The organism is Terriglobales bacterium (assembly GCA_035573675.1).
In the GTDB taxonomy this organism is placed as follows: Bacteria; Acidobacteriota; Terriglobia; order Terriglobales; family Acidobacteriaceae; genus DATMAB01.
Genome location: DATMAB010000020.1, coordinates 126893 through 153811, shown reverse-complemented (window position 1 = coordinate 153811; position 26919 = coordinate 126893). Strand labels below are relative to the sequence as shown.

The following is a 26919-nucleotide window of genomic DNA, read 5'->3' as shown; positions in this document are numbered from 1 at the left end:
CAGGGTCGGGCGTGAATGGCAGCAGGGTTGGAAAGCAACGCCCCTCAGGGGGGCGGGCATGGCACGGGTGGGGAGTCTGGCCATGTCTCGGTTCTTTCAAAAGAAGCGATCGATTTCCTGGCCATCCGGCGAGGCGGCACCTGTATCGATGCCACCCTGGGCCTGGGCGGGCACGCGTTGGCTATCGCAAAACGCCTCGGCGCTCAGGGTCGTTTGATTGGGCTCGATAGGGACCCCGCTGCGCTGGAGATCGCCCGCCGGCGCCTCGAGCCGCCTCCCGAACTGCGGGAGGATTGGCCGCAGGTGCAGGTCGAGCATGCCGCCTTCTCCGAACTGGAGCGCATCGTCGCGCCGGCTTCAGCGGACGGCCTGCTGGCCGACCTGGGCGTCAGCTCATTGCAGCTCGACGATGCCGGGCGGGGGTTCAGTTTTCAGGCGGAAGGGCCGCTCGACATGCGCATGGACCCGCGCAGCGAGCGCACCGCCGATCAAGTGGTAAATCGCCTCGACGAGGTCACTCTCGCCAAGGTGATTTACGAATTCGGTGAGGAAAGGAGGTCGCGGAGAATCGCCAGAGCCATTGTCCGGGCGCGGCCGATACGCAGTACCGCTCATCTAGCACAAGTCATATCGGCCGCGTTCCGGTCAATGAAACCCGGGCGCATTCATCCTGCGACGCGTACTTTCCAAGCAATCCGGATTCACGTGAACCGCGAACTGGAGGAACTCGGGGCACTGCTCGCAGCAGCGCCCCGGGTCCTGAGGCCGGGAGGGAGGCTGGTCATCATCAGCTTCCACTCGCTGGAGGACCGCATGGTGAAAGACGCGCTGCGCGAAGCCGCGCGCCGGGGAGCCTACAGGATCCTGACTCCCAAGCCGGTCACGGCCAGCGAACAGGAGATCGAGCGCAACCCGCGGGCCCGCAGCGCCAAACTGCGCGCGGCAGAAAGGCTGGCGGGATGAACAGGTTTCGGGACGGCATCGCCTACCTTGACTTGGGCGAACGACAAGCAGTTCCACAACCAACCTACCTTTTCGATGCCGTCCCGGAAAAGGTCTAAGAGATTGGACGGAGGTGAAGGATGCATAGGGGAACGATGATTGACGAGCTGATTGCCACCGTGGAGCGCGTTGAGCAGACGGCCCACGCGGAGGCGGCGCCGCAGGCGGCGCCGGTGAAATCGGAGGTGTTTGTGCCGTACGCCTATTCGGCGGCGTACGCGCCCCAACTGGTCGAGGTGGCGTAATGGCGGCCGGGGCGATCCCCACCACGCGCACCGTGCGCTCGCACTTGGTGAGCGGGCGCGCGGCGCGGCGGCCCTCCCCCCCGCGTGCGGGCACCCCGGAGATTTACTTCCCCAAGGCCATCGACAATTCCCGCCTGGTGCGGGTGGTGGACCGGCAGCGCAACCGCGAGATGGCCATGTTCACCGTCGCCGTTTGCGCGCTGTTCGCCTTGGTCATGGTTTATGCCGGCCAGCATTTCAGTTCCATTGAATACGGTTACAAGCTGGAAGCGATGAAAGCGCAACGCGACGCGCTGGTGGAGCAGAATCGCGCTCTGCGCCTGGAGGAAGCCTCACTGCGCAGCCCGGAACGCATTGACGCCCTCGCCCGCCAGATGGGCTTGGAGGCTCCGCGAGTGGGCCAGATGATGCGCCTGGAAGCGCCGGGCACGGATCTGGGCGCGCCCGTGATGGCGCGGGCGGACGGCGTCCTGGTGATCTCGCCCCAGCCTTAAAGGATTCTCCGGAACGAACTCCGGGGAGCAGGACCCGGCCTGGCTTGAACCGAAGTTGCAGACCGGCGACCCGGCGGCGCCGAGCGCCTGCCGGGAAGGATTTGCAGAACCCCCAGCGGCCCGGAGCGGACTCCGGGCCGCATCTGCATCTATGGCAGGCAACGGGAACGGCAACGGCGTCCCACGGCGGCTGCTGCTGCTGGCGCTGGGGTTGTTTCTCTGGGCCGGGCTGATTGGCCTGCGGCTCATCGACCTGCAGATCCTGCAGTACGGCGAACTGCTGGAACGCGCCCAGCGCCAGCAGCAGCGCACCATCGAGGTCGCGCCTCGCCGCGGCATCGTCTATGACCGCAACGGCCAGGAACTGGCCATGTCCGTCACTGTGGACTCGGTGTTCGCCGTCCCCAGCGAGATTCCCGATCAGGAAACGGCGGCCCAGCTTCTGGCGCGCGTGCTGGGGACCGAGGCGGGCGACATCCAGGCGAAGCTGAAGTCCTCGCGCGGTTTCGCGTGGATCGCGCGCAAGGTCGACGCCGAGACCAGCCAGCGCATCCGCGCCCTGAACCTACGCGGCATCTACTTCCAGAAGGAGTCCAAGCGCTTCTATCCCAAGCGCGAGCTGGCGGCCCAGGTTCTGGGCTACGTGGGCATGGACGACGAAGGGCTGGGGGGCATCGAGTATGCCTTCGACCAGCAACTGCGGGGCGCGCCCGGACGCATGATGATCTCCGTGGACGCCCGCCGCCGCTGGTTCGGGCGCGTGGAACGCGAGCCTGCGCCCGGCCAGAACGTGGTGCTCACGCTGGACGAGAAGATCCAGTACATCGCCGAGCGTGAACTGGATGAAGCCATGCGGCAGACGCGCTCGGCCGCCGGCACCATCATCGTCCAGAACCCGCACACCGGGGAGATTCTGGCGCTGGCCAGCAGGCCAACCTTCAATCCCAACACTTTCCGCAAGTCTTCCCCGGAGGCGCTGAAGAACCGGGCGGTCAGCGATGTCTATGAGCCCGGTTCCACCTTCAAGCTGGTCACCATCGCCGGGGCACTGGAAGAGAAACTCACCCGGCCTTCGGAGATGATCGACTGTCAGATGGGCGCCATCTACCTGGGCAGCATGCGCATCCGCGATCACAAGCCCTTCGGCGTGCTGTCCGTCAGCGACGTCCTGGCCCACTCCAGCGATGTGGGCACCATCAAGCTCGGGCTGCGCCTGGGCGAAGAGCGTTTCGACCAGTACATCCGGCGGTTCGGATTCGGCCAGCCTACGGGCATCGAGTTGCCGGGCGAGAGCCGCGGCCTCACCAAGCCGGTGAACCGTTGGTCCAAGGTGTCCATCGGGGCCATCTCCATGGGGCAGGAGATCGGCATCACCGGGCTCCAACTGATCGCGCTCATCTCCAGTATCGCCAACGACGGCGTGTGGACCGCCCCGCGCATCGTGGCGGGAATTACGCGCGAGAAGGACGGATTGCAGAAGGTCGTCTTCCAGCCTGCCGAGCAGCGGCGCGTAATATCGCCGGAGACCGCCATCCAGATGAAGCGCATGATGGAAGGCGTGGTGCTTCACGGAACCGGCCGCCGCGCCATCCTGGAAGGCTACACCGCGGCCGGGAAGACCGGGACGGCGCAGAAGATCGATCCTTCCACGCGGGCCTACTCCTCTTGGAAGCACGTGGCTTCCTTCGCCGGCTTTGCTCCGGTGAACCAGCCGGCCGTGGCGGTGGCCGTGATCCTGGATTCGCCGGTAGGTCCGCGCCAGGGCGGACAGGTGGCGGCTCCGGTGTTCGCGCGCGTCGCCCAGCAGGTGCTGGCCTACCTGCGCGTGCCACATGATATCGAGCTCCCACGCCAGCAACAGATGCTGCGGGCGGCCGCCTCCGTCAGCGATGATGAGATTTCCGAAGGCTCGCCCGACCATCCGGCGTGGAGCGGCGAGGGACTGGAAGCCGCGTCTGCCGCGCCGCCGGCGCATGAGCGACCTGCGGCCCAGCCGCAGGCCCGCTTGCTGGTGGCTGCGCAACCAGAACGCCGGCCGGATGCCGCTCCGCCGCTTGAGGCGCCGCCCCTTCCGCCGCCTGCCAGCGGCACCGTCATGCTCGATCCCGAAGGCGGCGTGTTAGTGCCGTCGCTGATCGGCAAGCCGCTGCGCGAAGCCCTGGTCGTAGCGCAGCAGGCTGGCATCGAACTGGATGTGGTGGGCAGTGGAGTAGCCCGCGAGCAGGCCCCTCCGCCGGGCACCCGGATTCCGGCCGGAGCCCGCGTGGCGGTGCGCTTCACGCGCTAGCTCAGCCAGGTTCAGGTGGGAAATCGGGGCTTGGGTTTTTGAGTAGGAAAGCGGAGTTCGGGTCTTGGGTGGGAAAGCAGCTCTTGGGTTTTGGGTGCGAGAGCGGGGTTTCTGCCCGCGTAGGTGCGGCGCCAGGCGGGGCGTTAGCCCCGGAAAAACGCGTCCTGCGGTGTCTATAATCGAAAACAACCGATGACTTTTCGCCAGCTCCTCGACGGCGTCGAAACCCTGGCCCAGCGCGGGAATCCCGAGATCACCGGCCTGCAGTACGATTCCCGGCGCATCTCGCCCGGCGACCTGTTTGTGGCCATGCGCGGCGAGACCACGGACGGCAACCGCTTTATCGAGGACGCCATCGCCTGCGGCGCTGTGGCGGTAGTGAGCGACACCACCGAAAGCGCCCCTCACCCCGGCATCGCCTGGGCCCACGTTCCCCACGGTCGCCAGGCCCTGGCCGGGCTGGCCGCGAACTTCTATGGGCGTCCTGCGGTGCGCATGAAGCTCACCGGCATCACCGGCACCAACGGCAAGACCACGACCGCCTTCCTGGCGGAAGCCATGCTGGGCGCCATGGGCCGGACGGCGGCTTTGATCGGCACCGTCGAGTACCACGTCGGGCCGGAGGTCCTGCCCGCTCCCCACACCACTCCGGAACCGCTCGAGATCCACGCCTTGCTCGACCGGGCTTCGCGGCATGGCGCCAGCGAGATGGTGATGGAGGTTTCCTCGCACGCGCTGGCGCAGCAGCGCGTCTACGGCTTGCCCTTCGACGTGGCCGTTTTCACCAACCTGACCCGTGACCACCTGGATTACCACCGCGACTTCGACGACTACTTCGAAGCCAAGAAATCCCTGTTCGCCGGCTGCGGAGCGGAGCCGCCGCGCGCCGCCATCCTGAACGCCGACGACGATTACGGCGTGCGTCTGGTGCCGTTCGCAAAATCGCAAGGGTCGCAGGTGGTCACGTACGGCATCGAGCGCGGCGACATCCGCGCCATGCGGATCGAACTGCGTCCGCAGGGGACGGCATTCGTCCTCAGCACGCCCCGCGGCGATGTAGCCGTGACTTCCAGTCTGATCGGCCGCGTCAACGTGTACAACATCCTGGCGGCGGCTGCGGCGGCGATCGCCCGCGGGTGCTCGCTTGAGGCCGTCCGTCGCGGCGCGGCCGCGGTGCGCCGCGTGCCGGGCCGCTTCGAATCCGTGGACTGCGGCCAGCCCTTCGCCGTCGTCGTGGACTACGCCCACACCGACGACGCCCTGCGCAACCTCACCTCCCTCGCCCGCTCCTTCGTCACCCGGGAAGGCCGCACCGGACGCGTCATCACCCTCTTCGGTTGCGGCGGCGATCGCGACCGCACGAAGCGGCCGCTCATGGGGGAGGCAGCCGGACGGGGCAGCGATTTCGTCATCCTCACGTCGGACAATCCACGCAGCGAAGACCCGCTGGCCATCATCAACGACGCCCTGGTCGGCCTGCAGAAGACCGGCACGCGCCACGTCGTGGAGCCCGACCGCCGCCGCGCCATCGCGCGCGCCCTCGCTGAGGCCCGGCCCGGTGACATCGTGCTCATCGCCGGCAAGGGCCACGAGCGCGTGCAGGTAAGCGCCGCCGGCAGCCTTCCCTTCGACGATGTCGAAGTCGCCCGCGAAGCGCTGCACGCCGCCGGTTTCGCGCCGCAGGGCATGGAGGCCACTGCTGCCGGAGGCCGCCCATGAAGCTTTCCCTCCAGCGCGTGGCGGAGTTCACGGCGGCGACCGGAGAATTCGATCCCGCCGCCGTTGCCGAGGGCTACTCCATCGATTCCCGCACCGTCAAGCCGGGCGAACTGTTCTTCGCGGTCAAGGGCGAGCGGCTCGACGGCCACGATTTCGTCGCTCAGGCGCTCGCGGCAGGAGCCGTGGCCGCCGTCGTCAGCCGTGCCAAGGTTTCGGAGTTCAGCGCCCGTTCCCGCCTACTGGTGGTGGAAGACACGTTGGCTGCCCTGCAGGCCCTGGCCGCCTCCGCGCGTCGCACCTGGGGCGGCCCACTGGTGGCCGTCACCGGTTCGACCGGCAAGACCACCACCAAGGAAGCTATCGCAGCCCTGCTTTCCCTTAAGTTTCGCGTGATGAAGTCGGAGGGCAATCTGAACAACCATTTCGGCCTGCCGCTGCAGTTGCTCCGCCTGGAGCCGGAGCACCAGGTCGCCGTGGTCGAGCTGGCGATGTCGCATCGAGGCGAGATCGCGGCCTTGGGGCGCATCTCTCGCCCCGATCTGGGAGTCGTCACCAACGTCGCGCCCGTGCACCTGGGATTCTTCGCTTCCGTGGCCGAGATCGCGCGCGCCAAGTACGAGCTCATCGAATCCCTGCCCGCGAGCGGTGTGGCTGTGCTCAACGCCGACGATGAATACGTCTCCCGCTTCGGCCGTGACTTCGCTGGCCGCGTCGTGACCTTCGCGCTTAACCATCCCGCCGATGTCCGCGCGGAAGCCGTGGAAGACCTCGGCCTGCGCGGCAGCCGTTTCGAGGTCGTAGCCGGCGGCGCGCGTTGTTCCGCCTCCCTGCCGTTGCTCGGCCGTCACAGCATCTACAACGCTCTGGCCGCGGTGGCTGTGGCGCTGGAGCGCGGCATCCCGCTCGACGATATCGCCCGAGCTCTAGCCTCCCTGCAGGCGGGCGAAAAGCGCGGCCAGGTGCTGGAGCTCGCCGGGGCCACCGTGGTCAACGATTGCTACAATTCCAACCCGCGTGCGCTGGACGCGATGGTGGATACGCTGGCCGGCATTTCCGCCCGCCGGCGCATCGTGGTGGCGGGAGAGATGCTCGAGCTCGGATCTTCGGCGGCGGAACTGCATCGCCGCTGCGGCGCGCATCTGGCCCAGGCCGGCATCGATGTGCTGATCGGCGTGCGCGGGAACGCCGAACATATCGTCGCAGGCGCCCGCGCCGCCGGCGTCGAAGCCAGCTTCCTGACCACTCCCGAAGAGGCGGGTGAGTGGCTGGCTCGCGAGGTCGTCGCAGGCGATGTCGTGCTGCTGAAGGCCTCCCGCGGGGTGCGTCTGGAGAAAGCGCTGGAAGTCTGGCAAGCACGCCGCGAAGCGGCTGCGACAACAGGTTGAAGGTTTCTCGTTTTTCGTTTCTCGAAAAACCAACCACGAGACACGAGAAACGCGAAACGCGAAACGAGAAACGAGAAACGGGGTCTTGATTGCTCTACTGGCTGCTCTACCAGCAACTGTTCGAATACTTCTCGCCCTTCCGCCTTTTCCGTTACCTCACGTTTCGCACCGCGTTCGCCAGTCTGACGGCGCTGGCCATCACGCTCATCATCGGCCCGGCCGTCATCCGCCGCCTGCGCCAGTTTCAGATCGGCCAGTACATCCGCGAAGAGGGTCCCCAGGCCCATCAGAAGAAGGCGGGTACGCCCACCATGGGCGGCGTGCTCATCACCATTGCGGTAGTCGTGCCCACGCTCCTGTGGGCCGATCTCAGCAACAAGTTCATCTGGATCGCCGTCGTCGCCACGCTGGCCTTCGCCGCCATCGGCTTTGCCGATGATTATCTGAAGGTCGTCCATCACCGCAATCTGGGACTGACCGGCCGCACCAAGCTCACCCTGCAGATCCTGGTCAGCGTGATGGTCGCGGTCGCTCTGGTTCTTCTGCGTGCACGCGGCGAGTACTCCACGGTGCTGCTGGTGCCCTTCTTCAAGAACCTGCGCCCGGACATGGCCATTCCCCCGCTGCTTTCCGACCCGCACCTGTGGCCGCTGGCTTACCTCCCCTTCATCGCTTTTGTGGCGCTGGTCATCGTCGGCTCCTCGAACGCCGTCAACCTCACCGACGGCCTCGACGGCCTGGCCATCGGTTGCAGCGTGATTGCCGCCGGCGCCCTGGCGGTCCTGAGCTATGTGAGCGGGCACGCCGTCTTTGCCAGCTACTTGGAGCTGCAGCGCATCCCGCAGATTCACGAGCTCACCATCTTCTGCGGTGCCATGGTCGGCGCCTGTATCGGCTTCCTCTGGTACAACGCCCACCCGGCGGAGATCTTCATGGGCGACGTGGGCTCGCTCGCCCTGGGCGGCGCCATCGGCACCGTGGCGGTACTCATCAAGCAGGAGCTGTTGCTGCCCTTTATTGGCGGCATCTTCGTGATCGAGGCGCTCTCGGTCATCCTGCAGGTGGCCTCCTACAAGACGCGCAAGAAACGCATCTTCAAAATGGCCCCTCTGCACCATCATTTCGAGCTGCTGGGCTGGTCGGAGTCCAAGATCATCGTGCGTTTCTGGATCTCCTCCCTGGTGTTTGCACTCTTTGCTCTGACCACCTTGAAGCTGCGATGACCTCACCGACTCGTGTCAGAATGATGCGTGGCTGGCAAACGGACGGCTGAAATCTGAGAACTGAGAACCGAGAACTGAGAACTGCACGTGGACGTTAACAACCAACGCATCCTCGTCGTCGGCCTGGGCAAGTCGGGCGTGGCCTCAGCCTTGTTCCTGAAGGCCCGCGGGGCGCGCGTCACCGTGAGCGACGCCAAGACTGAGGAGGAACTGCGCCAGGAAATCCCCGCCCTGCTCGATGCCGGCATCGCCGTCGAGGCCGGCGGCCACGGCGAGCGCACCTTCCGCGACCAGGACCTCATCGTGGTCAGTCCCGGCGTGCCCGTGGACGTGCCCCAACTCGAGCAGGCCCGCGCCCTGGGGGTTCCCGTGATCGGTGAGGTCGAGCTGGCTTCGCGCTTCCTCGCCGGACACATCGTCGCCATCACGGGCTCCAACGGCAAGACCACCACCACCGCCCTCACCGGGGAAGTGATCTCCTGGGGCGGCTACGAGACCCTGGTCGGCGGCAACATCGGAACCCCGGCCATTTCCCTGGTCGCGGACTGCACGTCAGACACCTACGTTGTTCTCGAGATTTCCAGCTTCCAGCTCGAGACCATCCACAGCTTTCATCCCGAAATCGCGGTAGTGCTCAACGTCTCGCCCGACCATCTCGACCGCCACCGTAGCTTCGAAAACTACGTGGCGGCCAAGGCCCGTATCTTCGAGAACCAGAAGGAAAGCGACTTCGCGGTGCTTAACTTCGACGACCCCACCTGCCGCGATCTGGCCAGGAAGACGCGCGCGCGGGTGCGCTGGTTCAGCCGCAAGAGCGAAGTCGAAGCCGGCGCCTGGGCCGCCGACGGCAAGATCTGGTGGCGCGATGACGAGAACGACCGGCAGGAGATCATGCCCGTCTCCGGCATTCCCCTCAAGGGGGCGCACAATCTGGAAAACGTGCTGGCGGCGGCCTGCTGCGGCCGCATCGTGAGCGCCGAGCCGCGGCGCGTGGCCAGCGCCGTCTCCGAGTTCAAGGCGGTCGAGCACCGCCTGGAGTACGTGGCCACGCTCAACGGCGTCGAGTTCTACAACGACTCCAAGGCCACCAACGTCGATGCCGCCATCAAGGCGCTGGAGTCTTTCCCCGGCGGCATCCACATCATCCTGGGCGGCAAGGATAAGGGCAGCGACTACTCCGTGCTCGCTCCGCTTTTAAAGGAGCGCGCCCGCCGCGTCTATACCATCGGCGCAGCCGCGGAGAAGATTGAGCGCCAGATCGCAGGGGCGGCCGACGTCCTCCGCGCCGAGACCCTGGAAAACGCTGTTCGCCGCGCCGCCGAAGCCGCCTCACCCGGCGAGATCGTGCTGCTCGCCCCGGCCTGCGCCAGCTTCGACCAGTTCCAGAACTACGAGCACCGTGGCCGGGTCTTCAAGGAAGCCGTGGCCGCGCTGGAGGCCCGCGCCAAAGGCCCAGCCGCCGCTACCATCCCCGGTGAGGGAGGCGCCCAGGCGCATGGCTAAGCGCGTCAGCGTGGATAAGACGCTGTTCACAGCCACGTTGCTGCTGGTTTTCTCCGGCTTGGTCATGGTGTTCAGCGCTTCCGCCGTCATGGCCGCGGAGCGCTTCGGGTCGCCCTACCACTTCCTCTTTCGCCAGATGGCCTGGGCCACTGCGGGCCTGGCCGCCATGGTCGCGCTCATGCACGTGGATTACCGCCGTTTGCGGCACCCGGCGGTGGTGTTCTCGCTGTTGGGCCTCACCACGCTGCTGTTGGTTGCGGTCTTTTTTCTCGATCGCACCGCCAACACGCACCGCTGGATCCGCCTGGGCGCTTTCTCCTTCCAGCCTTCGGAACTGGCCAAGCCCGCGCTCATCCTGTATTTGGCCTGGTTCCTGGAAACACGCCTGCGTGCCCTCGATGACTGGCGCAACACGCTGCTGCCCGCCACTGTCCCCATCCTGCTGTTCGCCGCGCTCATCGTGAAGCAACCGGATCTCGGCACCGCCATCGTCGTGGTCCTGATCGCCGCCGTTCTTCTCTTCCTCGCCGGACTGCGCCTGCGCTATTTCGGCATCGCCGCGGCGGCCTCGCTCGTGCCCCTGTACTTCTTGGTGTTCCGTGTCAAATGGCGCTACGAGCGCATCCTCGCCTTCCTCGACCCATACTCGGACCCGCTGGGCCGCGGCTTCCACGTCATTCAGTCTCTGATTGCCGTGGGCGCCGGCGGAGTCTTCGGCACCGGGCTGATGGAAGGGAAGCAGAAGCTCTTCTACCTGCCGGAGCCGCATACCGACTTCATTTTCGCCGTGGCCGCGGAAGAAACCGGCCTGGTCGGCGCGCTCATCCTGCTGGCGCTGATCACCGTGTTCCTGTACCGCGGCATTCGCTGCGCCAACGCCGCCTCGGAGCCCTTTGCCCGCCTGCTCGCTGCCGGTATCACCGCCATGGTGGCTGTGCAGGCTTTCCTGAACATCAGTGTGGTCCTCGGCCTGATGCCCACCAAAGGTATCCCCCTGCCCCTGGTTTCCTACGGCGGGTCTTCGCTGTTCGTCACCCTGGCCTCCATCGGTGTGCTGCTCAACATCACCCAGCACACGGATTGATGTTGATTCGGCCTTTCCGTGATCCTGGCTGAGGTTCGTGTCAGGGCATGACTTCACAGGTTGCGGAAAACCTCAAAGGAGCCTCGATTTCGGAGGGGCACGCCTTCAGGCGTGCCGTCTGGAGCCATGTGCACGACTTGCGCCCGACCGGCCGCGAGCGTAGGCGAGCCGGCAAGGGGAGGGTGCCGCAACCCGTCAGTCGCGAAGCGACGGCAATTCGATAGCCCGGTACGTAAGTGCCGGGTTAGCATGAGAACGAAATCGAGTCCCGAAGGGACGGCACCCAATCGACACCCCGCGCATCGTTATCGCCGGCGGCGGCACCGGAGGCCACGTCATCCCCGCTCTGGCTATCGCGCGTGTTCTCAAGGAAGAACACGGCGCCGAACTCTTGTTTATCGGCACCGCCCGGGGCATCGAAACCCGCCTGGTCCCCGCCGCTGGTTTTGACCTCGAACTGATCGACGTCGGTCCCCTCAAGAACGTCACCCTCGCCACGCGTCTTTCAACATCCCTGGGGCTCCCGCGCGCCATCCTCCGTTCGCGACGCCTGGTGCGCAGCTTCCGTGCCCAGGCTGTGCTGGGCGTGGGCGGATATGCCTCCGGTCCCGCCATGCTGGCGGCCGTGATGGCCGGCATTCCGTGCGTTGCTTTCGAATCCAACGTCGTGCCCGGTTTTGCCAACCGCCTCGTAGCCCGCTGGGTCACGGCTGCGGCGGTGCAGTTTCCGGAGACGGCGCGGCACTTCCGCAACGCCCACATCACCGGCACGCCCGTGCGCAAGGAATTTTTCAGCCTCGGCTCGCGCGAAGGCACAGGATCGCCTACGCTCCTGGTTTTCGGAGGCAGCCAGGGCGCTGCGCCGCTCAATCGCGTCATGATGGAAGCTGCAGCCTTGCTCAACAGGAACATTCCCGGTCTGCGCGTCCTGCACCAGACCGGCGAGCGCGACTTCGAAGCCGTGCTTGCGGCCTACGAGCGCGCCGGCCCCAACTCCGTCGTTTCCCGCTTTATCGAGCGCATGTGGGAAGCGTTCGCTGAGGCCGACCTGCTGCTGTGCCGCTCCGGCGCCTCCACCGTCGCCGAAGTCGCCGCTGCCGGCCGGCCCGCCATCTTCGTGCCCTTTCCGCGCGCGGCCGATGACCACCAGCATCGCAACGCCGAAGCGTTGTCGAAAGCCGGGGCCGCTGTGTTGTTGCCGCAGTCCGAACTCACCGCTCATCGCCTGGTGGAAACGGTACGCGACTTGCTCGCCGACCGCGCTCGTCTGCGCTCCATGTCCGAAGCCGCCCGCCGCCTCGCCCATCACGACGCCGCCGGAGCCATCGCGCGCCTAGTAATGACTGCCGCAGGCCGTTGAATCCGGGACCGCCTTCCAGCGGTGCCCAACAAGCGATTCCTGGGACGACTCAATCGGATATTCTTGCTTGACAGGTGAATTACGGAATGCTAACATAAGTCCGGTTCTATTCTCGGAAAGCTAAGTACTTTGCGGACGAGACTTTGCCCGTAACTCCTTTAGATTCCGAGACCTGTCGAGATCTCCGCCCCTAACGGCAATAATGTACCTGACTAACCCTGCCCCTTCGTGTAGTGTGGGGTCATGACGAACTCTCCGATGCAACCTCCGATGTTTCTATCGAAGCTGGAGACTCTTCGGCTGCTTGAGCTTGTGTTCCACCAGCAACGGGAGATCGTGCTGCTAAAGGCTGGCATGGGGGCGCTTCTTCGCATTGCTCAAGAGGCTGGAATCGCGGATGCTGTTCAGCGTTTCCAGGGACATAGCGCAGCCGAAGTTTCCTCAGCGAGTCTTGAAAATCCTGTTCAAGCGCTGCACTTGCTTGAGCAAGCAATTCTGCGACTGAAGGCTGAGACTGATCCTGTGAACTAGGTGCCATGATGAAACCTAAGCCCCTCCAAGAAGCCATCCGCTGCTACTGCCCCGCCTGCCTGGGTCACCCGTGCGCATTGTGGCAGTTTCTCCGGTCATGCCATGAAGCGACCCTTCGATGATTCCCGGAAACGAATCGCGTGGGCAAAGCGCGACTTCAAGCAGTTCAAGGGGAGATGTCGCAGATTCCTCAAGAGTAACCCCCACATTGCCGTGACCGAGATGGATGACGAAGGAATCTATGAACTCCACAAGATCAAACTCGCTAAACCCTTGCCGGAAGTCCTGACCCACCGAGTTTCCGGTGTCCTGGAGAGTCTCCGGGCAGCTCTTGACCTCGCGGCTTCTAGTGTTGCTACGCTTGCTGGCGGCGATTCTGGTAACGTTCACTTTCCGTTCTCCGCTACGGAAGCTGACTTCAAAAGCCGCCTGGGTAGTGCCTGCAAAAATTTCCCGAAGGAGATTCATGCGCTTTTTGCGAGCTTCAAGCCTTACAAGGGAGGGGATGATGCCCTTTGGGCATTGAACGAACTTTGTAATGCTTCGAAGCACCGCCTGATTGTGCCTATCGGAATGAGCACTGGGCCGCTTCACGTTGAACGGATGGAGGTGAGTGGACCGTTCCGCATCCCCTACTGCGGATGGGACGGCGACAAAGACGAGTTGATATACGCTGCCGTCAGACCGGGAACGAAAATCCGCTACAAGGTACACGTCTCCTTTGCGGTAGCGTTCGGGGAAATCGAGATCATGAAAGGCAAACCAGTCGAGGCTAAACTGGACGCTCTTATCCGCAAAGTCTCGGGGATCATCGCCGCGACAAAAGCGGAGTGCCTCAAGATTGGACTTCTGTAGACACCCATCGCGTCCCCTGTCACGGCGCTTCCGATTTTGGGCGGGACTGGCTTGGTTAGTCACCTATATTATTGCCCATGAAAGCCCTCAAGAAGAAGGCGCAGCTTTCGTGCATCCATCAGTTCAAAATCAGCCTCGCGCTCCAGAAGGCGGCGGACCATATAATCCGTCTCCGTTTCGTTCTTCTTGAAGCGTTTCTTGGCGTAGACGCTTGCTCCCCAGCAAGCCAAATCTGCGGCCTGCAAGGCACACACATCCCTGCTGTCGGAGTGAACCAAATCGCCTAGCGGCAAATCGGGATTCCGCTTCGCAATCTCCGCGAACCTCTCCACCACTAGCGGAGCGTATTCGTCTTGACGGTCACACACGAAGTGGGCCTTCTCTTTGAGCCTCTTCGCCCCCAGGGCCGCATTGATTACGACAGCCTGCATGGGCACATGGAAGTGCGTCTCGGGAGCACCGCTGCTAAGGAACTTCTTGGCAGTCGGGTCGTACTGTGCGCCAGTCAGATACCGCCTCTCCCCTAGGCTGAACGAGAAAAAGTCCTCGACCAGAACCGCCTTGCCAATCATTTTGGGCTTGGCCTTGTTGATTGCGTTTATCAAATCATTCAGGAAGGCATTTGCCCCGTCGCGCCCCAGGTGTCGGTAATGCTCGTGCAGAGGATTCCCGTCCTCATCTCGACGGAAGAAGTCCTTGGCGTGAAACTCGGCAACTCTGTAACGCTTAAGGATCGAGGCCCAGTCCTTCTCAAATTTCTTCCATCTGGCGGTATTGGCGGCGTACCCAGCCACCACACAGACGAACGCATCCCGGTTAATTCCGCTTTCGTCCAAATACACCTTAAGCACAACGAACAGAGTATCCGGGCCAGCGGCGGGATGCACGAGCTGGGCGAGTACCCGCATGTACTGCCTGGCCACACACCCATCGCGCACCCTGTCACCGCGCTTCCGATTCTGAGCGTGGTTAGTCAACTATATTATTGCCCCCCTAACTGGTTGATTCCATTGGACGGGGTAGGGGGTAGCCCAGTCTTCGGTACTTCGGAGTTGACCCACCTGTGGCCGGCGATGTCTTAGGCTATGTTGATGAGGGTTTAAGCTGAGAGCCAATGGCTAGGAGCCAAAGCTGGAAGCTAGCCGCTAGGAGCTGGTAGCTACGTTCGCTCGCATCCAACGCGTTCATTTTGTCGGCATCGGCGGCATCGGCATGAGTGGCATCGCCGAGGTCCTGCTGACGCTGGGTTACAAGGTTTCCGGCTCCGACCTCAAGCTGTCCGCTGTGACCGAGCGTCTCCGCACGCTGGGCGCCACCGTCCTCGAAGGTCATCGTGCGGAAAACGTGCAGGGTGCCGAAGTCGTCGTCACCAGTTCGGCTATCGCCCCCGACAACCCGGAAGTGCTGGAAGCGCACCGCTATCACATTCCGGTCATCCCGCGCGCGGAGATGCTGGCTGAGTTGATGCGCCTGAAGTACGGCATCGCCATCGCCGGCATGCACGGCAAGACCACCACCACTTCCATGGTCGCGGCGGTTCTGGCCGCAGGTGGTTTGGATCCCACGGTAGTCGTCGGCGGACGCGTGGATGCCATGGGCTCTAACGCCCGTCTGGGCAAATCCCAGTACCTCGTGGCCGAAGCCGATGAGAGTGACCGCTCCTTTCTCAAGCTCTCTCCCATCCTCGCCGTGGTGACCAACCTCGACCGCGAGCACATGGACTGCTATCGCGACATGCGGGACGTGCTGCGCGCCTTCCGTGACTTCATCGAGCGCCTGCCCTTCTACGGCATGGCTATCCTGTGCCGGGACGACCGCCATCTGCGCAAGCTGGTGCCACGGCTCTCCCGTCGCGTGGTCACCTATGGCACCGGCGACGATGCTGATTTCTGCCTCACGCTTGGCGCCGTCGAACCCGGCACCGTGCAGGAACGCCCGGTGAGCCGCTTCACCGTGCGTTACCGCGGGCAGAACCTGGGCGAATTCCGCGTACGCGTTCCCGGCGCCCACAATGTGCTGAATGCCACCGCAGCCGTGGCCGTCGGTGTGGGCCTCGACATCCCGTCCGCGCAGATTCGTGACGCGCTGGAAGGCTTTCGCGGCGTGGATCGCCGGTTCCAGTTGCGTGGCGCCGTCCGCGGCGTCGCCGTGATCGACGATTACGGCCACCATCCCACCGAGGTGCGCGCGACGCTGGCTGCGGCCCGTTCCTGCGGCTACGGCCGCATCCACGTCATCTTCCAGCCCCACCGTTACACCCGAACCCAACTGCTGCTGGACGAATTCGCCACCGCCTTCGCGGCGGCTGATTCTCTGTTCATCCTGGATATCTACGCCGCCAGCGAAAGCCCCATTCCCGGCGTCACCGGCGAAGCTCTGGCGCAGTGTATCCGCGAAAAGGGCGGCAGAGAAGCGATCTATGCGCCTTCCTTCGCGGAAGCCGCGGCAGCGGTTGCGTCGCGAGCCCAGGAGGGCGACATGATCCTCACCTTGGGCGCGGGCAATGTTTCTCACCTCGGCTCCCAAATCCTGGAGCAACTACGGGCACAGGCGCAGCCTGTCTCCCAGAAACCATAGTTCGGCTTCCATGTGTCCGAAAAAAACGCAGTCCACTCTGGAATTGGCTCATACGATTTCGTCCCTGCAGCGTCTATAGAAGGGAGCACGGTTCTGGAACCGGAAGCTCACCCGATGCGTAACCCAGCGCAAAGGGGGTACGAGGGAGAACGGCACGTGAATCCGATCGCAATCCGGCTGGTGATCCTGGTGGCGGCTTTCGCGGTCATCTTCACTGCGGCGCAACCGTTCCTTCCGGTGCCCGCTTCGGAAACCGCGCACGCCGCCGACTTCAGCGCCCCTCCCGCCAGCCAGGTGGATGATCCCCGGGTACTGTACCTGTTCTCCCAGATGGAGATGGCGCTGGGAGACATCGACTCGGCCGTGCGCCTGGCCGACCGCGCTTCTCGGGTCGAACGGAACCTCGAGCGGGAAGCGCCCCAGCCCGCCGAGGGCATCCCGCCGTGCAATAACCAGAGCCGCAACCTGCGCGCCCAGGCCCGCCCGCTGCCACAGCAGGGCTACAGGCTCTAAGCGAGCGGCTGATTCCAGGCCGCCCGCGTTACCCATCCGAAAACATCACCGGCGTGGAAAATTTCTGTGCGGATTTTGAGCAAATGAAGTTATAGTGTCAGTGGCGATTCTTCCGCGCGACAACTCGACCTAGCGCATGGCGCGAGACGAAGGTTTCATTGCCCGAACGGGCAGGTCTCCGGTTCCAGCGCGCGGCCGTTACGCGCGCCCAGCAGACGAATCCGGCGAAGACGAATTCCCTCGCGAACTGGACCTTGACGCCGAGGAAGAATCGCCGTTCCTGCGGGCCGAGAAGCGCATCCCGGTCCGCCGCGCGCCCCTTCCCAGACGCACCGCCGACCGCTTGAAGCAGATGCTCATGGTCCTGACGCTTGTGGGACTGGTGAGCAGCGCGGTGACGCTGGTCTACGGGTACGGAGCGCGTTCCGCGCGCTTCCGAATGGACTCCGCCGATCACATCGAGATCGCGGGCATCGAGAAAGTCGCGCCCGCCCAGGTGCTCGCCGTTTTCCGTTCCGACATCGGACGCCAGGTCTTTTCCGTCCCCCTGGAAGAACGCAAGAAGGAGCTGCAGGAGATTTCCTGGGTGGAATCCGCGACGGTGATGCGCCTGCTTCCCGACCGCATTAAGGTCGAAGTGCGCGAGCGCACGCCCGTCGCGTTCACGCGCACGGGCTCGCGCATCGCCCTGGTCGATGGCGCCGGCGTCATCATGGAAATGCCGCCCGGCCGCGCCGCCGGATATTCTTTCCCCGTCATCCTGGGGATGAACGAGAACGAGCCGCTCTCGACTCGCGCCGCGCGCATGAAGATCTACGACGAACTGGTGCGCGACCTGGATTCCGAGGGCGGCAACTACTCCCGGGATCTGAGCGAAGTGGACCTCAGCGACCCGGAGGACGTGAAGGTGCTGGTGGCGGATCCGGCCGGCGCGGTGCTCATCCACCTGGGCTCAGCGCACTACCTCAAGCGCTACAAGGTCTACATCGCGCACGCCGCCGAGTGGCGGCAGCAGTTCCAGAAGCTGGAGTCGGTGGACCTGCGCTACGACCGGCAGATCATCGTCAACCCGGATTCGCGCTCGACGTCGCCGGTGAAGTCCGCCGCTCCGCCGAAACCTACGGTCCAGACCTCCCGCACGGCGACCAGGAAAGGAAAACGCTAGGCCCATGCCGCAGGCACAAGGGAGTTTCGTCACCGCCATCGACATGGGCAGCTCGAAGACCTGTGTGCTGGTGGCGGAGATCGGGGAGAGCGGTCTGCGCTACCGCGGCCACGGCGTCACCGAGTCACGCGGGACGCGCAAAGGCGCCATCGTGGATCTGGAGAAAGCCGTGGCCGGAATCCAGCGCGCCTGCGAACTGGCCGAGGAAGCGGCCGGAGCCCCGGTCGAACGCGCTCTGGTGGGCGTTTCCGGGGCGCACATCCGCGGCATCAACAGCCGCGGTGGCGTCAGTGTGGCGGCGAGGCCGCGCGAGATCACCCGCGAGGATGTGCGCCTGGCGGTGGAGAAAGCGCGCGGGGTGGTGCTGCCTGCCGACCGCGAAGTCCTGCACCTGCTGCCACAGGAGTTCCTGCTCGACGAACAGAGCAGCATCCGTGACCCGCTGGGCATGCTGGGCAGCCGCCTGGAAGCGAAAGTTCACATGGTGACGGCAGCCGCAGCCGCCACCCAGACGGTGGTGAGCGCCGTGAACCGGGCCGGCGTACAGGTGGACGACACTGTGTTCGAGCCCTTGGCTTCGGCTGATGCCATCCTGCGTCCCGACGAGCGCGAACTGGGCGTGTGCCTGGCCGATATCGGAGCGGGCTCGACGGACATCATCGTCTATCACGAAGGCGCGGTTGTGCATACCGCGGTGGTGCCCATCGGCGGCGATCATTTCACCAATGATGTAGCCGTCGGTCTGCGGACTCCGCTGGCCGACGCCGAGAAGATCAAGTGCGCCTCCGGCAGCGCGCTGGTCAGCCGCGTACCCGAAGGCAACGAGATCGAGGTGCCTTCGGTGGGCGACCGCCCATCACGTCTCATGCCGCAGCGCTCGCTGGCGGAGATCCTGGAGCCACGGGCGCAGGAACTCTTCGAGATGCTGCGGGACAATCTGGCGCACGCCGGCGTGCTCGAACTCTGTGGCGCCGGGCTGGTGCTGACCGGCGGCGGCTCCCGCCTGCGCGGCATGGCGCAGGTAGCCGAGGAGATCCTCAAGCGCCCGGTGCGCGCGGCGGCTCCCGCAGTTTTGGACAAGATGCCCGCGGCGCTGGCGGAGCCCGAGTTCTCCACGGCCTTGGGAATGATCTTTTATGGGCACCGTGCTCTGGCGGCTCGTGGCCCGCAGCCGGAAAGCCTGCTGGCGCGGTTGAAAGCGATGTTCGGAAAAAACGGCAACGGCAACGGAACCAATGGACACGCAAGGTGAGCGAACGGCCTGCGCTGCCTGGGTGAGCTCCGGGGGCGCGCGAGACCAGCACACAGCCTGAAGCGAGGAGGATATGAGCGAAGGAACAGGGAACGGCGACATCCGCATCAAGTTCCACGAGGAAGCGCGCAACAAGGCCAGGCTCAAGGTGATCGGCGTGGGCGGCGGCGGCGGGAACGCGGTGAACCGCATGATTACCGCGCGCATGGAAGGCGTGGAGTTCATCGTGGCCAACACCGACCAGCAGGCCCTCGAGCTCTCCAAGGCTCCGGTGAAGATCCAGCTCGGCGTCAAGCTCACCAACGGCCTGGGCGCGGGCGCCAACCCCGAAGTGGGCCGCAAAGCGGCGCTCGAGGACACGGACAAGATCATCGAAGCGCTGGAAGGCGCGGACATGGTGTTCGTCACCACCGGCCTGGGCGGGGGCACCGGCACCGGCGCCGCGCCCATCATTGCGTCGCTGGCGACAGAGATGGGCGCGCTGACCGTGGCGGTGGTGACCAAGCCATTCGCCTTCGAGGGCAAGCGCCGGCGCCAGCAGGCGGAACGGGGCCTGGCGGAGTTAGTGGAGTGCGTGGACACCGTCCTGGTGATCCCCAACGAAAAACTGCTGGGCGTGGCCCAGGACGCAGGGTTCTTCGAGTCCTTCCGCATCGCCGACGACATCCTGCGGCAGGGCGTACAGGGCATCTCCGACATCATCACCATCCCGGGCATCATCAACCGCGACTTCGCCGACGTGAAGACCATCATGGCCGGTATGGGGCACGCGGTGATGGGCACGGCCACGGCCAAGGGAGAACGGCGCGCGCTGGAAGCGGCGCAGAAGGCCATCGCCTCGCCGCTGCTGGAGGAGGGAGCCATCGACGGCGCACGCGGCATCCTGATCAACATCACCGGCTCGAGCACGCTGCGGCTGGCGGAAGTGAACGAAGCTTCCACCATCATCCAGACGGCGGCGCACGAAGACGCCAACATCATCTTCGGCGCGGTCCAGGATGAGCAGATGAAGGACGAGGTCAAGATCACGGTGATCGCCACCGGGTTCAAGACCTCGATGCCCCAGCGCCGGGAGAGCGTGGTGTCGCAGGCGGCAGCGGCGCTGGCGGCCACACGCATGGCCGCAGCTTATGTGCCAGCAGCGGCAGGCCAGCGCGTGCCGGCGGCAGTCGCAGCGGGCGGGACACGCCGTGAGGGTGCGGCGCTCGACACGGTGCGGGAATCGGTGGCGGCGGTGGTGGAGCAGGACGACCTGGACGTGCCGACGTTCATCCGCAGGAGGGGAGAGGCGCGCTAGGGAGCGGTTGATTCGAAAGCTACGGTTAGCGGCCCAGCACTCGCGCCACGCCCTGGACCGTCTGAGCGGTGCGGGCGGCCTGCAGGCCCTTGCGGGCGGAGTCGTTCGCAGGATCGATCTCCAGGGCTTCCGAGAAGGCGGCCTCGGCGCCGGCGTAGTCGCCACGCTGCATACGCAGGTAACCTTCGTTGGTCAATTCCTGGGAACTGACCGTCCGCTGCCCGCTGTTCTTCCACTTGGGGCCTCTGCCCTTGCCCTTACCGCGCGCCGCTGCCGAACGAGAGTTCGGCCACGCAGTGGGCTCACTCGCGGGACGCGTCGTCGTAACCATGGAACGATCACTAACGGGCTTGCTGGTTGTGCTCGACACCGGTGCCGTCTCCGTGGCCTCGGCGTAGACGCTGCCGGTCGAACCATCGCCACCGAATACAGCAATGCCCGCCGCAATGGGAAGTGCCGCGAGCACTGCCGCCACGGCCATCCGCGAGCGCCATCCAAAACGGCTGGGCTGCGGAAGGGAAGCGGGCGCTGCCGGCTCGGCGGGAGTATCGGTGCGCGTGACGCTGCCCATCAGCAGCGTGCGGGTGAGCGCCGAGGATTTGGTCCTGGTGCCCGCGGACTGCAATACAGCTTCCACCTGCTGCAACGCAAGCTCAGGAGCGACTGCCCGCTCGGTGGGCGCGGAGAGCGCCGGCTCCGCGGGTGGAGCATCGGCCATGGCGGCCGCGGCCAGAGCCGCAGTGCTGAAAACCTGGGCGCAAGGTTCGGCGGAGATCAGCACGGCCGGATCCGCCAGCGCCTGCGCCATTTCCTCGCCGGTCTGGAAGCGCCGCGCGGGGTCCTTTTCCAGCGCCTTCAGCACAAGTTCCGACATGGCGGCGGAAATGATCAAGCCGGGACTGGCCTGATGCGGCGGCGTGGGCTGTGTGTGGATGTGGTGTTGCAGCAGGTCGAACGGATTTTCGGCCGAAAACGGCACGCGGCCGGTGAGCATTTCATAGAGCACGACGCCCAGCGCATAGAGGTCGGCGCGCCCATCCACCTGGATGCTGCGGCTGGCGCGGGCTTGCTCCGGCGAAAGGTATTGCGGCGTGCCGAGGATGATACCGGTCTGCGTATGCGTGGCATCCTGGCGAGACCCGTTGCTGAGCTTGGCGATGCCGAAGTCGAGGACCTTGACCAGGTCGCTGCCGTCGGGCTGCGCGATGAGCAGAATGTTTTCCGGCTTGACGTCCCGGTGGATGATGCCCAGCCGATGGGCCGCGTCCAGAGCCAGCGCGGCCTGGCGCGCGATGGCGGCAACGCGCTCCGGCGCCAGCCATCCCTTCTGCTGCAGGAGCTGGCGCAGCGACTGTCCCTCGACCAACTCCATGACGATGAACGGACGCCCGTCTTCCGTGGTATCGAAATCATCCAGGCGGACGGCGTTGGGATGGCGCAGCTTGCGCGTGATGACCGCCTCGGTGCGGAAGCGATCCACGAACTGCGGCTCCGCCAACAGGCTGCTGCTCACTACTTTGAGCGCCACTTCCTCCTGCAGGTGCACGTGCCGCACGCGGTAGACGGTCGCCATGCCGCCGGCCCCGATCTTTTGCAGCACTTCGTACTTGCCGCGCAGCACCATGCCGGGAACGAGTTCGGCTGCATCCCGCAGGGCGTTCCTGTCCCTGGGACAGATGGTGAACTCGGTCGGATATGTGGTCCGGCAGCTATCGCAGTACTTCATGGCTGGTGCCACTGTAAGGGTCAGATGCGAGCGTATCCCGAAACAAGTTCAGGCATCAGGTGTCAGGAGTGAAGGCGCGAGCCTGCACCAAAGTCACGGGTGCCGAGATTTTGCCCCAGGCACGTGCGTGCCAGGCACAGGTCATCACTCTGGTTACCCCAAGGCGCGCAGCGGCCAAGTCTAATTCGTTGATTGCACGAGGGTTGGATGGCTTTCCGCGCGGAAGTACACCACCGTTTGGGTATTGAATCGGGAACACGAATCCCGTACCATCACGGCATTGCTCTCCCGTATGGGCCGGCAAGGGCCGTGCGCCATGCGGTCAATTTTTTCGGGCTCCGGACGAACGTGATCAGAACGCGCTCTCCTCGCAGCATCGTCGTGACCATAGCGTTGGTGCTGTGGCTGCTTTCCGACCTTGCCGGAGCGGCTACTACCGGCCAGGCAGCCGACGCAACGGGCAAAACAAAATCCGGTTCCACGCAAGCCAGGAGCGGCTCCAAGAAAGCCACCACCCGGAAGACTGCGACCAGGAAGAAGCGCCGCTATCGCCGTTACGAGCGCTTCTACACCAGCTCCTACGCGGACGACGTGACCGCGGGCGACGTCACCGAAGGGGAAGACCCGGTGGTGCGCGAAGCGGCGCTGGACGCCCTGGGCCGCATGAACGGGACGGTGGTGGTGATCGACTCGTTCACCGGCCGCATCCTGACGATGGTCAATCAGAAGCTGGCGCTCTCCCAGGGCGCGCAACCGTGCTCGACGTTCAAAGTGGCGGTGGCGCTGGCGGCGCTGAATGACGGCGTGGTGACGCGCGACGAGGAAATCGTGCTGGGATTCACCCGGCGGCGCCGCTACGTCCCGCGCCGCCCCATCACCATGAACCTGACCAAGGCCACCGCGGAATCCAACAATCCCTACTTCCAGGTGCTGGGCCGCAGGCTGGGGTTCGAACGCGTGAGCCGCTACGCGCACGAGTTCGGCCTGGGCGAACTGGCGGGATGGGGGATTGAAGGCGAGCATCCCGGCGTCTTCCCCGAGACCGAGCCGAAAGCTGGCGTGGGGCTGATGTGCTCGCACGGCGAAGGCATCCAGATGACGCCGCTGCAACTGGGTGCGTTCATGGCGGCCGTCGCCAACGGCGGCACGCTCTACTACCTGCAGCACCCGTCGACGGCGCAGGAGCTGGCGTCGTTCCAGCCGCGCATCAAGCGCGAGCTGAACATCGGGTCGCTGATCCCGGAGGTTTCCGAGGGCATGGTGGGCGCGGTGGAGTACGGCAGCGCGCGCAGCCTGCGCTACAGCTTCTGGGAAGAGACCGTCGCGGGCAAAACGGGCACCTGCTCGCACAACGGCACGCGCTTCGGCTGGTTCGCGTCGTGGACGCCGACCGAGCGCGGTCCCCTGGTGACGGTGGTGTTCCTGCAGGGCGGGCGGCCGACGTTCGGTCCGCGCGCCGCGGAGATCACCGGTCGCTTCTATCGCAACCTGTACGACCGCAATTATTTCGCCGCCCGCGCTACCGCGCAGTCGCAGACCGCCTCCGAGCAGCAGCAGCCCGGCGGCAGCGGCACGTCGCACTAGCTCCCTTTCACGCTACGCTTGTCACCCAGAACCATGAACGGGGTTTTCTCTCATTGACCGGCCGGTCCGGCTATAATGCGGCCGTCTGTCGGCCCCAATCCGCCACCGAGGACTCCCGCGATGCATCTTCCACGGATTCTGTTTTGCCTGCTCTTGGTTAGTCCAACTGTCAGCCTGGGCGAAAACCCACGCGTCTTCGTCACCGACAGCAAGAGCTGGGAAATTTCCGGCGGGTTTGCCGGCACCAGCGAAGGCTTCGCCGGCGGTACGAGCGGCGGCGCCCGCCCACAGACTGCCGAAATCATCAAGACCTTCGGGGAGAAGTGCTCCGGCGTCACCATCAACAATCGTGCCGAGCGCGCCGACTATGTGGTCCTGCTGGACCACGAAGGGGGCAAGGGCTGGATCCGCAAGGACAACAAGGTCGCGGTATTCAACCGCGAAGGGGATTCGATCGTCAGCAAGTCCACGCGTTCACTTGGCGGTTCGGTTGAAACCGCGTGCGGGGCGATCCTGAAGGACTGGGCTGGCGGCGGCGCTGAACGCGCCGCCACCGCGCAAAAGCAGCCCGCCGCCACAGCCTCTGCTCCAGCACCGACACCCGCCGCTCCGGCCGCCTCGATCGCCAAGGTGGACGTGTCCTCAGAGCCAAGTGGAGCCGACATCGAGGTGGACGGTGCCTTCGTCGGAAGCACACCGTCTACTTTGGAACTTGCACCCGGTGAGCACGTGATTTCGGTCAAGAAATCCGGATACAAGGCCTGGGAGCGTAAGCTCAAGATCACCGGTGGAAGCATTCGGCTGCACGCGGAACTGGAAAAGAACCAATAACGCCTACTCACGAGTCGGTCGGCTTACGTTGCTACGCCTTGCGCTCGTCGAGCTCGACCTTGCCGTCGCGGATGTGGATGACGCGATGGGCGTGCTCGGCGATATCGTGCTCGTGGGTGACCAGGATGATGGTGTTGCCCTGCTGGTGCAGGCGGTCGAACAGGGCCATGATCTCGGCGCCGGTCTGCGAGTCCAGGTTGCCGGTGGGCTCGTCGGCCAGAATGATGGAGGGATTGTTCACCAGGGCGCGGGCGATGGCGACGCGCTGGCGCTGTCCGCCGGAGAGCTCGTTGGGCTTGTGGTGCATGCGGTCGGCCAGGTCCACCGCCGCCAGCGCGGCTTTGGCTTTCTGGATGCGCTCGGCAGCCGGCGTGCCGTTGTAGATGAGCGGCAGCTCGACGTTGTGCAGCGCGGTGGCGCGGGCCAGCAGGTTGAAGGTCTGGAAGACGAAGCCGATCTCCTTGTTGCGGATGCGGGCCAGCTCGTCATCATCCAGCTCGCTGACCAGTTGTCCGTTGAGCCAGTACTGGCCCCGGGTAGGCGTATCCAGGCAGCCGATCAGGTTCATGAGCGTGGACTTGCCCGAGCCCGAAGGTCCCATGATGGCCACGTACTCGCCGCGGTCGATGCGCATATCGACGCCGCGCAGGGCGTGCACTTCCTCGGCGCCCATGTCGTAGGTCTTCCACAGACCGTGGGTGTAGATGATGCAGTTGGACGGCGGCGCCGTGACCCCGGCTTCGACTACGCTCTCGACCTGCGTTGCCATCTGCTTCTCCTCGCTCATGACGCTTTCCGCAGCCGGGCGGCCGTCGGACCCTCGACCTCGCTCTCCGGGTTAGACGGCGGAAGCGCGGCTTTGTCTCACGATTCTTCTTCCTCTTTCTTGCGCTCCGAGGGCTTTTCCACCTTGACGCCGGCGCCGTTGCGCAGCGAGCGCAGCACCCGGTAGCTGCCGGTCACGATCTCGTCGCCCTCCTGCAGACCGCTGGTGACTTCGATCTCGGTCACGCCCGTGATGCCGGTTTCTACCGGCACAAATACGGCTTTGCGGTCGCGGATGACGAAGACGCCTTGCAGCTCTTCCTTCTTCTTGTCCGCCGGAACCGGGGCGGCCGCCTGGGCGGCGCCCTTCTCGCCCTTCTTCTCCTCCAGATCCGACTTCTGGCGGATAGTGAGGGCCTGGATCGGAATGGTCAGAACGCCCTGGCGAGTGGCCGTCGTAATCTTGGCGGTGGACGACAAGCCCGGCCGCAAGTTCGCGGGCGGATCGTCGAGCGTGACCACGACCTTGAAGTCCTTGGCCTCCTGGCTGCTGGTGGTGGTCTGCGAGGTCGCGAGGCCGGTGGAGCGCACGACCGCGATGTTGCCGATCTCCGTCACCTTGCCCTTGAAGGTCTTTCCGGGAATGGCGTCGATGGTGACGTCGGCCGGCTGGCCCAGCTTCACGTTCACGATGTCGGTTTCATCCACTTTGACCTCAGCCGTAATGACTGAGAGATCCGAGATCGTCATGAGCGTGCTTCCGGGGGAGTTCTGGATGCCGACCACGACGGTTTCGCCTTCGCGCACGGGCAAGTTGGTGACCACGCCGTCGAAGGGCGCGGTGTAGATGGTCTTGCTGAGGACGTCCGAGGCGCGGGTGAGCGTGGCTGCCGCCTGGCCGACGCGGCCTCTGGCGGACTCGCGCTGGGCGCGCGCCTGCGCCACCCGGGCCTGGGCCTGAGCCAGGCCGGCATCGGCGGCCTCATAGGCCGCTTTGCGGCTGTCGTATTCGGCCTTGGAGATGAGAGCCGCCTGGTACAGGCCCTGGGCGCGCTCGTAGTCCAGCTTGGTGCGCTCCAGTTCCGCCCTGGCGCGACTGAGATCGGCCTGCGCGGTGCGCAGGGCGGCTTCGGCGGCGACTTCATCGGTGCGCGCGGCCTCCAGCGACGAGCGCATGGCGGCCACATCGGCCGAGGACTGCACGTTCTCCAGCTGCGCCAGGAGCTGCCCCTGCCGCACGCGGTCGCCTTCGCGCACGTACAGCTTCACAATCTTGCCGAATGCGTTGGCGCTGATGTTGACGTAGCGCTGCGGCTTGATCTCGCCCGAGGCGGTGACCACCGAAGCCAGGTCGCGGCGTTCCACCTTGCCGGCCTGCACTTCCACCACGTTCCTGCGGCTCTGGCGGACCGTGAAGCCGACGATGGCCAGCACCGCCACTGCGGCGCCCGCAATGATCGCGATTTTCTTTCTTCGGCTCATTCAGGATTTCTCAATAATTGCGGAGGCCCGGACTGCAAG

Annotated in this window: 23 protein-coding genes; 19 read left to right on the top strand and 4 right to left on the bottom strand. The window is 65.0% G+C overall.

From position 1 onward, the window contains the following. Nucleotides 1-15: 15 nt before the first annotated feature. The 12 genes from rsmH to VNK82_09900 all read left to right on the top strand — a co-directional run bounded on the left by rsmH (nt 16) and on the right by VNK82_09900 (nt 13688). On the top strand, nt 16-963 hold the full coding sequence (gene rsmH, locus VNK82_09955; protein HXE91273.1) for a 16S rRNA (cytosine(1402)-N(4))-methyltransferase RsmH: 948 nt from the start codon (nt 16-18) through the stop codon (nt 961-963). A 119-nt stretch (nt 964-1082) separates the two neighbouring features. Then, entirely contained in the window at nt 1083-1247 is a 165-nt protein-coding gene (locus tag VNK82_09950; protein ID HXE91272.1) for a hypothetical protein, read from the top strand. Continuing rightward, a complete protein-coding gene (locus VNK82_09945) occupies nt 1247-1741 on the top strand; it encodes a cell division protein FtsL (protein ID HXE91271.1) in 495 nt (164 codons plus the stop codon). The genes VNK82_09950 and VNK82_09945 overlap by 1 nt, the downstream gene beginning before the upstream one ends. 151 nt (nt 1742-1892) lie before the next feature. Further along, on the top strand, nt 1893-4028 hold the full coding sequence (locus VNK82_09940) for a penicillin-binding protein (GenBank protein HXE91270.1): 2136 nt from the start codon (nt 1893-1895) through the stop codon (nt 4026-4028). Between the two features lie 192 nt (nt 4029-4220). Further along, complete coding sequence (locus tag VNK82_09935) at nt 4221-5747, top strand: UDP-N-acetylmuramoyl-L-alanyl-D-glutamate--2,6-diaminopimelate ligase (GenBank protein ID HXE91269.1); 1527 nt, start codon at nt 4221-4223, stop codon at nt 5745-5747. After that, the gene (gene murF, locus VNK82_09930; GenBank protein ID HXE91268.1) at nt 5744-7132 is read left to right on the top strand and encodes a UDP-N-acetylmuramoyl-tripeptide--D-alanyl-D-alanine ligase; all 1389 of its coding nucleotides are present in this window, start codon (nt 5744-5746) and stop codon (nt 7130-7132) included. The genes VNK82_09935 and murF overlap by 4 nt, the downstream gene beginning before the upstream one ends. Before the next feature lie 89 nt (nt 7133-7221). Continuing rightward, entirely contained in the window at nt 7222-8355 is a 1134-nt protein-coding gene (gene mraY, locus VNK82_09925; protein ID HXE91267.1) for a phospho-N-acetylmuramoyl-pentapeptide-transferase, read from the top strand. Between the two features lie 87 nt (nt 8356-8442). Next, complete coding sequence (murD, locus tag VNK82_09920; GenBank protein ID HXE91266.1) at nt 8443-9858, top strand: UDP-N-acetylmuramoyl-L-alanine--D-glutamate ligase; 1416 nt, start codon at nt 8443-8445, stop codon at nt 9856-9858. Beyond that, nucleotides 9851-10942, top strand: coding sequence for a putative lipid II flippase FtsW (gene ftsW, locus VNK82_09915; protein HXE91265.1), 1092 nt, complete (start codon nt 9851-9853; stop codon nt 10940-10942). Before murD ends, ftsW begins: the two co-directional genes overlap by 8 nt. Nucleotides 10943-11228: 286 nt before the next feature. Beyond that, complete coding sequence (gene murG, locus VNK82_09910) at nt 11229-12302, top strand: undecaprenyldiphospho-muramoylpentapeptide beta-N-acetylglucosaminyltransferase (GenBank protein HXE91264.1); 1074 nt, start codon at nt 11229-11231, stop codon at nt 12300-12302. A 258-nt stretch (nt 12303-12560) separates the two neighbouring features. Then, a complete protein-coding gene (locus tag VNK82_09905) occupies nt 12561-12833 on the top strand; it encodes a hypothetical protein (protein HXE91263.1) in 273 nt (90 codons plus the stop codon). 102 nt (nt 12834-12935) lie between these two features. Further along, a complete protein-coding gene (locus tag VNK82_09900; protein ID HXE91262.1) occupies nt 12936-13688 on the top strand; it encodes a hypothetical protein in 753 nt (250 codons plus the stop codon). Between the two features lie 68 nt (nt 13689-13756). Here the strand turns inward: VNK82_09900 and VNK82_09895 are convergent, their stop codons facing one another. Then, nucleotides 13757-14596: a DUF3800 domain-containing protein gene (locus VNK82_09895; protein ID HXE91261.1), complete on the bottom strand. Its 840-nt coding sequence runs from the start codon at nt 14594-14596 to the stop codon at nt 13757-13759. A 244-nt stretch (nt 14597-14840) separates the two neighbouring features. Here VNK82_09895 and murC point away from each other — a divergent pair, with 244 nt between their 5' ends. The 5 genes from murC (at nt 14841) to ftsZ (ending at nt 20492) form a co-directional block, all read left to right on the top strand. Beyond that, nucleotides 14841-16265: a UDP-N-acetylmuramate--L-alanine ligase gene (gene murC, locus VNK82_09890; GenBank protein HXE91260.1), complete on the top strand. Its 1425-nt coding sequence runs from the start codon at nt 14841-14843 to the stop codon at nt 16263-16265. A 156-nt stretch (nt 16266-16421) separates the two neighbouring features. After that, nucleotides 16422-16778, top strand: coding sequence for a hypothetical protein (locus tag VNK82_09885; GenBank protein ID HXE91259.1), 357 nt, complete (start codon nt 16422-16424; stop codon nt 16776-16778). A gap of 136 nt (nt 16779-16914) precedes the next feature. After that, nucleotides 16915-17943 carry an FtsQ-type POTRA domain-containing protein gene (locus tag VNK82_09880; GenBank protein ID HXE91258.1) on the top strand — a complete coding sequence of 343 codons (1029 nt, stop codon included), beginning with the start codon at nt 16915-16917 and terminating at the stop codon, nt 17941-17943. Nucleotides 17944-17947: 4 nt separating this feature from the next. After that, nucleotides 17948-19195 carry a cell division protein FtsA gene (gene ftsA / locus VNK82_09875; GenBank protein ID HXE91257.1) on the top strand — a complete coding sequence of 416 codons (1248 nt, stop codon included), beginning with the start codon at nt 17948-17950 and terminating at the stop codon, nt 19193-19195. 73 nt (nt 19196-19268) lie between these two features. Beyond that, a complete protein-coding gene (gene ftsZ / locus VNK82_09870) occupies nt 19269-20492 on the top strand; it encodes a cell division protein FtsZ (GenBank protein HXE91256.1) in 1224 nt (407 codons plus the stop codon). A gap of 25 nt (nt 20493-20517) precedes the next feature. Here the strand turns inward: ftsZ and VNK82_09865 are convergent, their stop codons facing one another. After that, nucleotides 20518-22218: a protein kinase gene (locus VNK82_09865; GenBank protein HXE91255.1), complete on the bottom strand. Its 1701-nt coding sequence runs from the start codon at nt 22216-22218 to the stop codon at nt 20518-20520. A gap of 381 nt (nt 22219-22599) precedes the next feature. Here VNK82_09865 and VNK82_09860 point away from each other — a divergent pair, with 381 nt between their 5' ends. Together VNK82_09860 and VNK82_09855 are read left to right on the top strand one after the other, a co-directional pair. Continuing rightward, nucleotides 22600-23802: a penicillin-binding transpeptidase domain-containing protein gene (locus tag VNK82_09860; protein HXE91254.1), complete on the top strand. Its 1203-nt coding sequence runs from the start codon at nt 22600-22602 to the stop codon at nt 23800-23802. 120 nt (nt 23803-23922) lie between these two features. Next, nucleotides 23923-24633, top strand: a complete 711-nt coding sequence (locus tag VNK82_09855) for a PEGA domain-containing protein (GenBank protein HXE91253.1) — start codon at nt 23923-23925, stop codon at nt 24631-24633. A gap of 31 nt (nt 24634-24664) precedes the next feature. Here VNK82_09855 and VNK82_09850 read toward each other — a convergent pair whose 3' ends face one another. Further along, nucleotides 24665-25420 carry an ABC transporter ATP-binding protein gene (locus VNK82_09850; GenBank protein ID HXE91252.1) on the bottom strand — a complete coding sequence of 252 codons (756 nt, stop codon included), beginning with the start codon at nt 25418-25420 and terminating at the stop codon, nt 24665-24667. 77 nt (nt 25421-25497) lie between these two features. Further along, the gene (locus tag VNK82_09845) at nt 25498-26880 is read right to left on the bottom strand and encodes an efflux RND transporter periplasmic adaptor subunit (protein HXE91251.1); all 1383 of its coding nucleotides are present in this window, start codon (nt 26878-26880) and stop codon (nt 25498-25500) included. Nucleotides 26881-26919 lie beyond the last annotated feature (39 nt).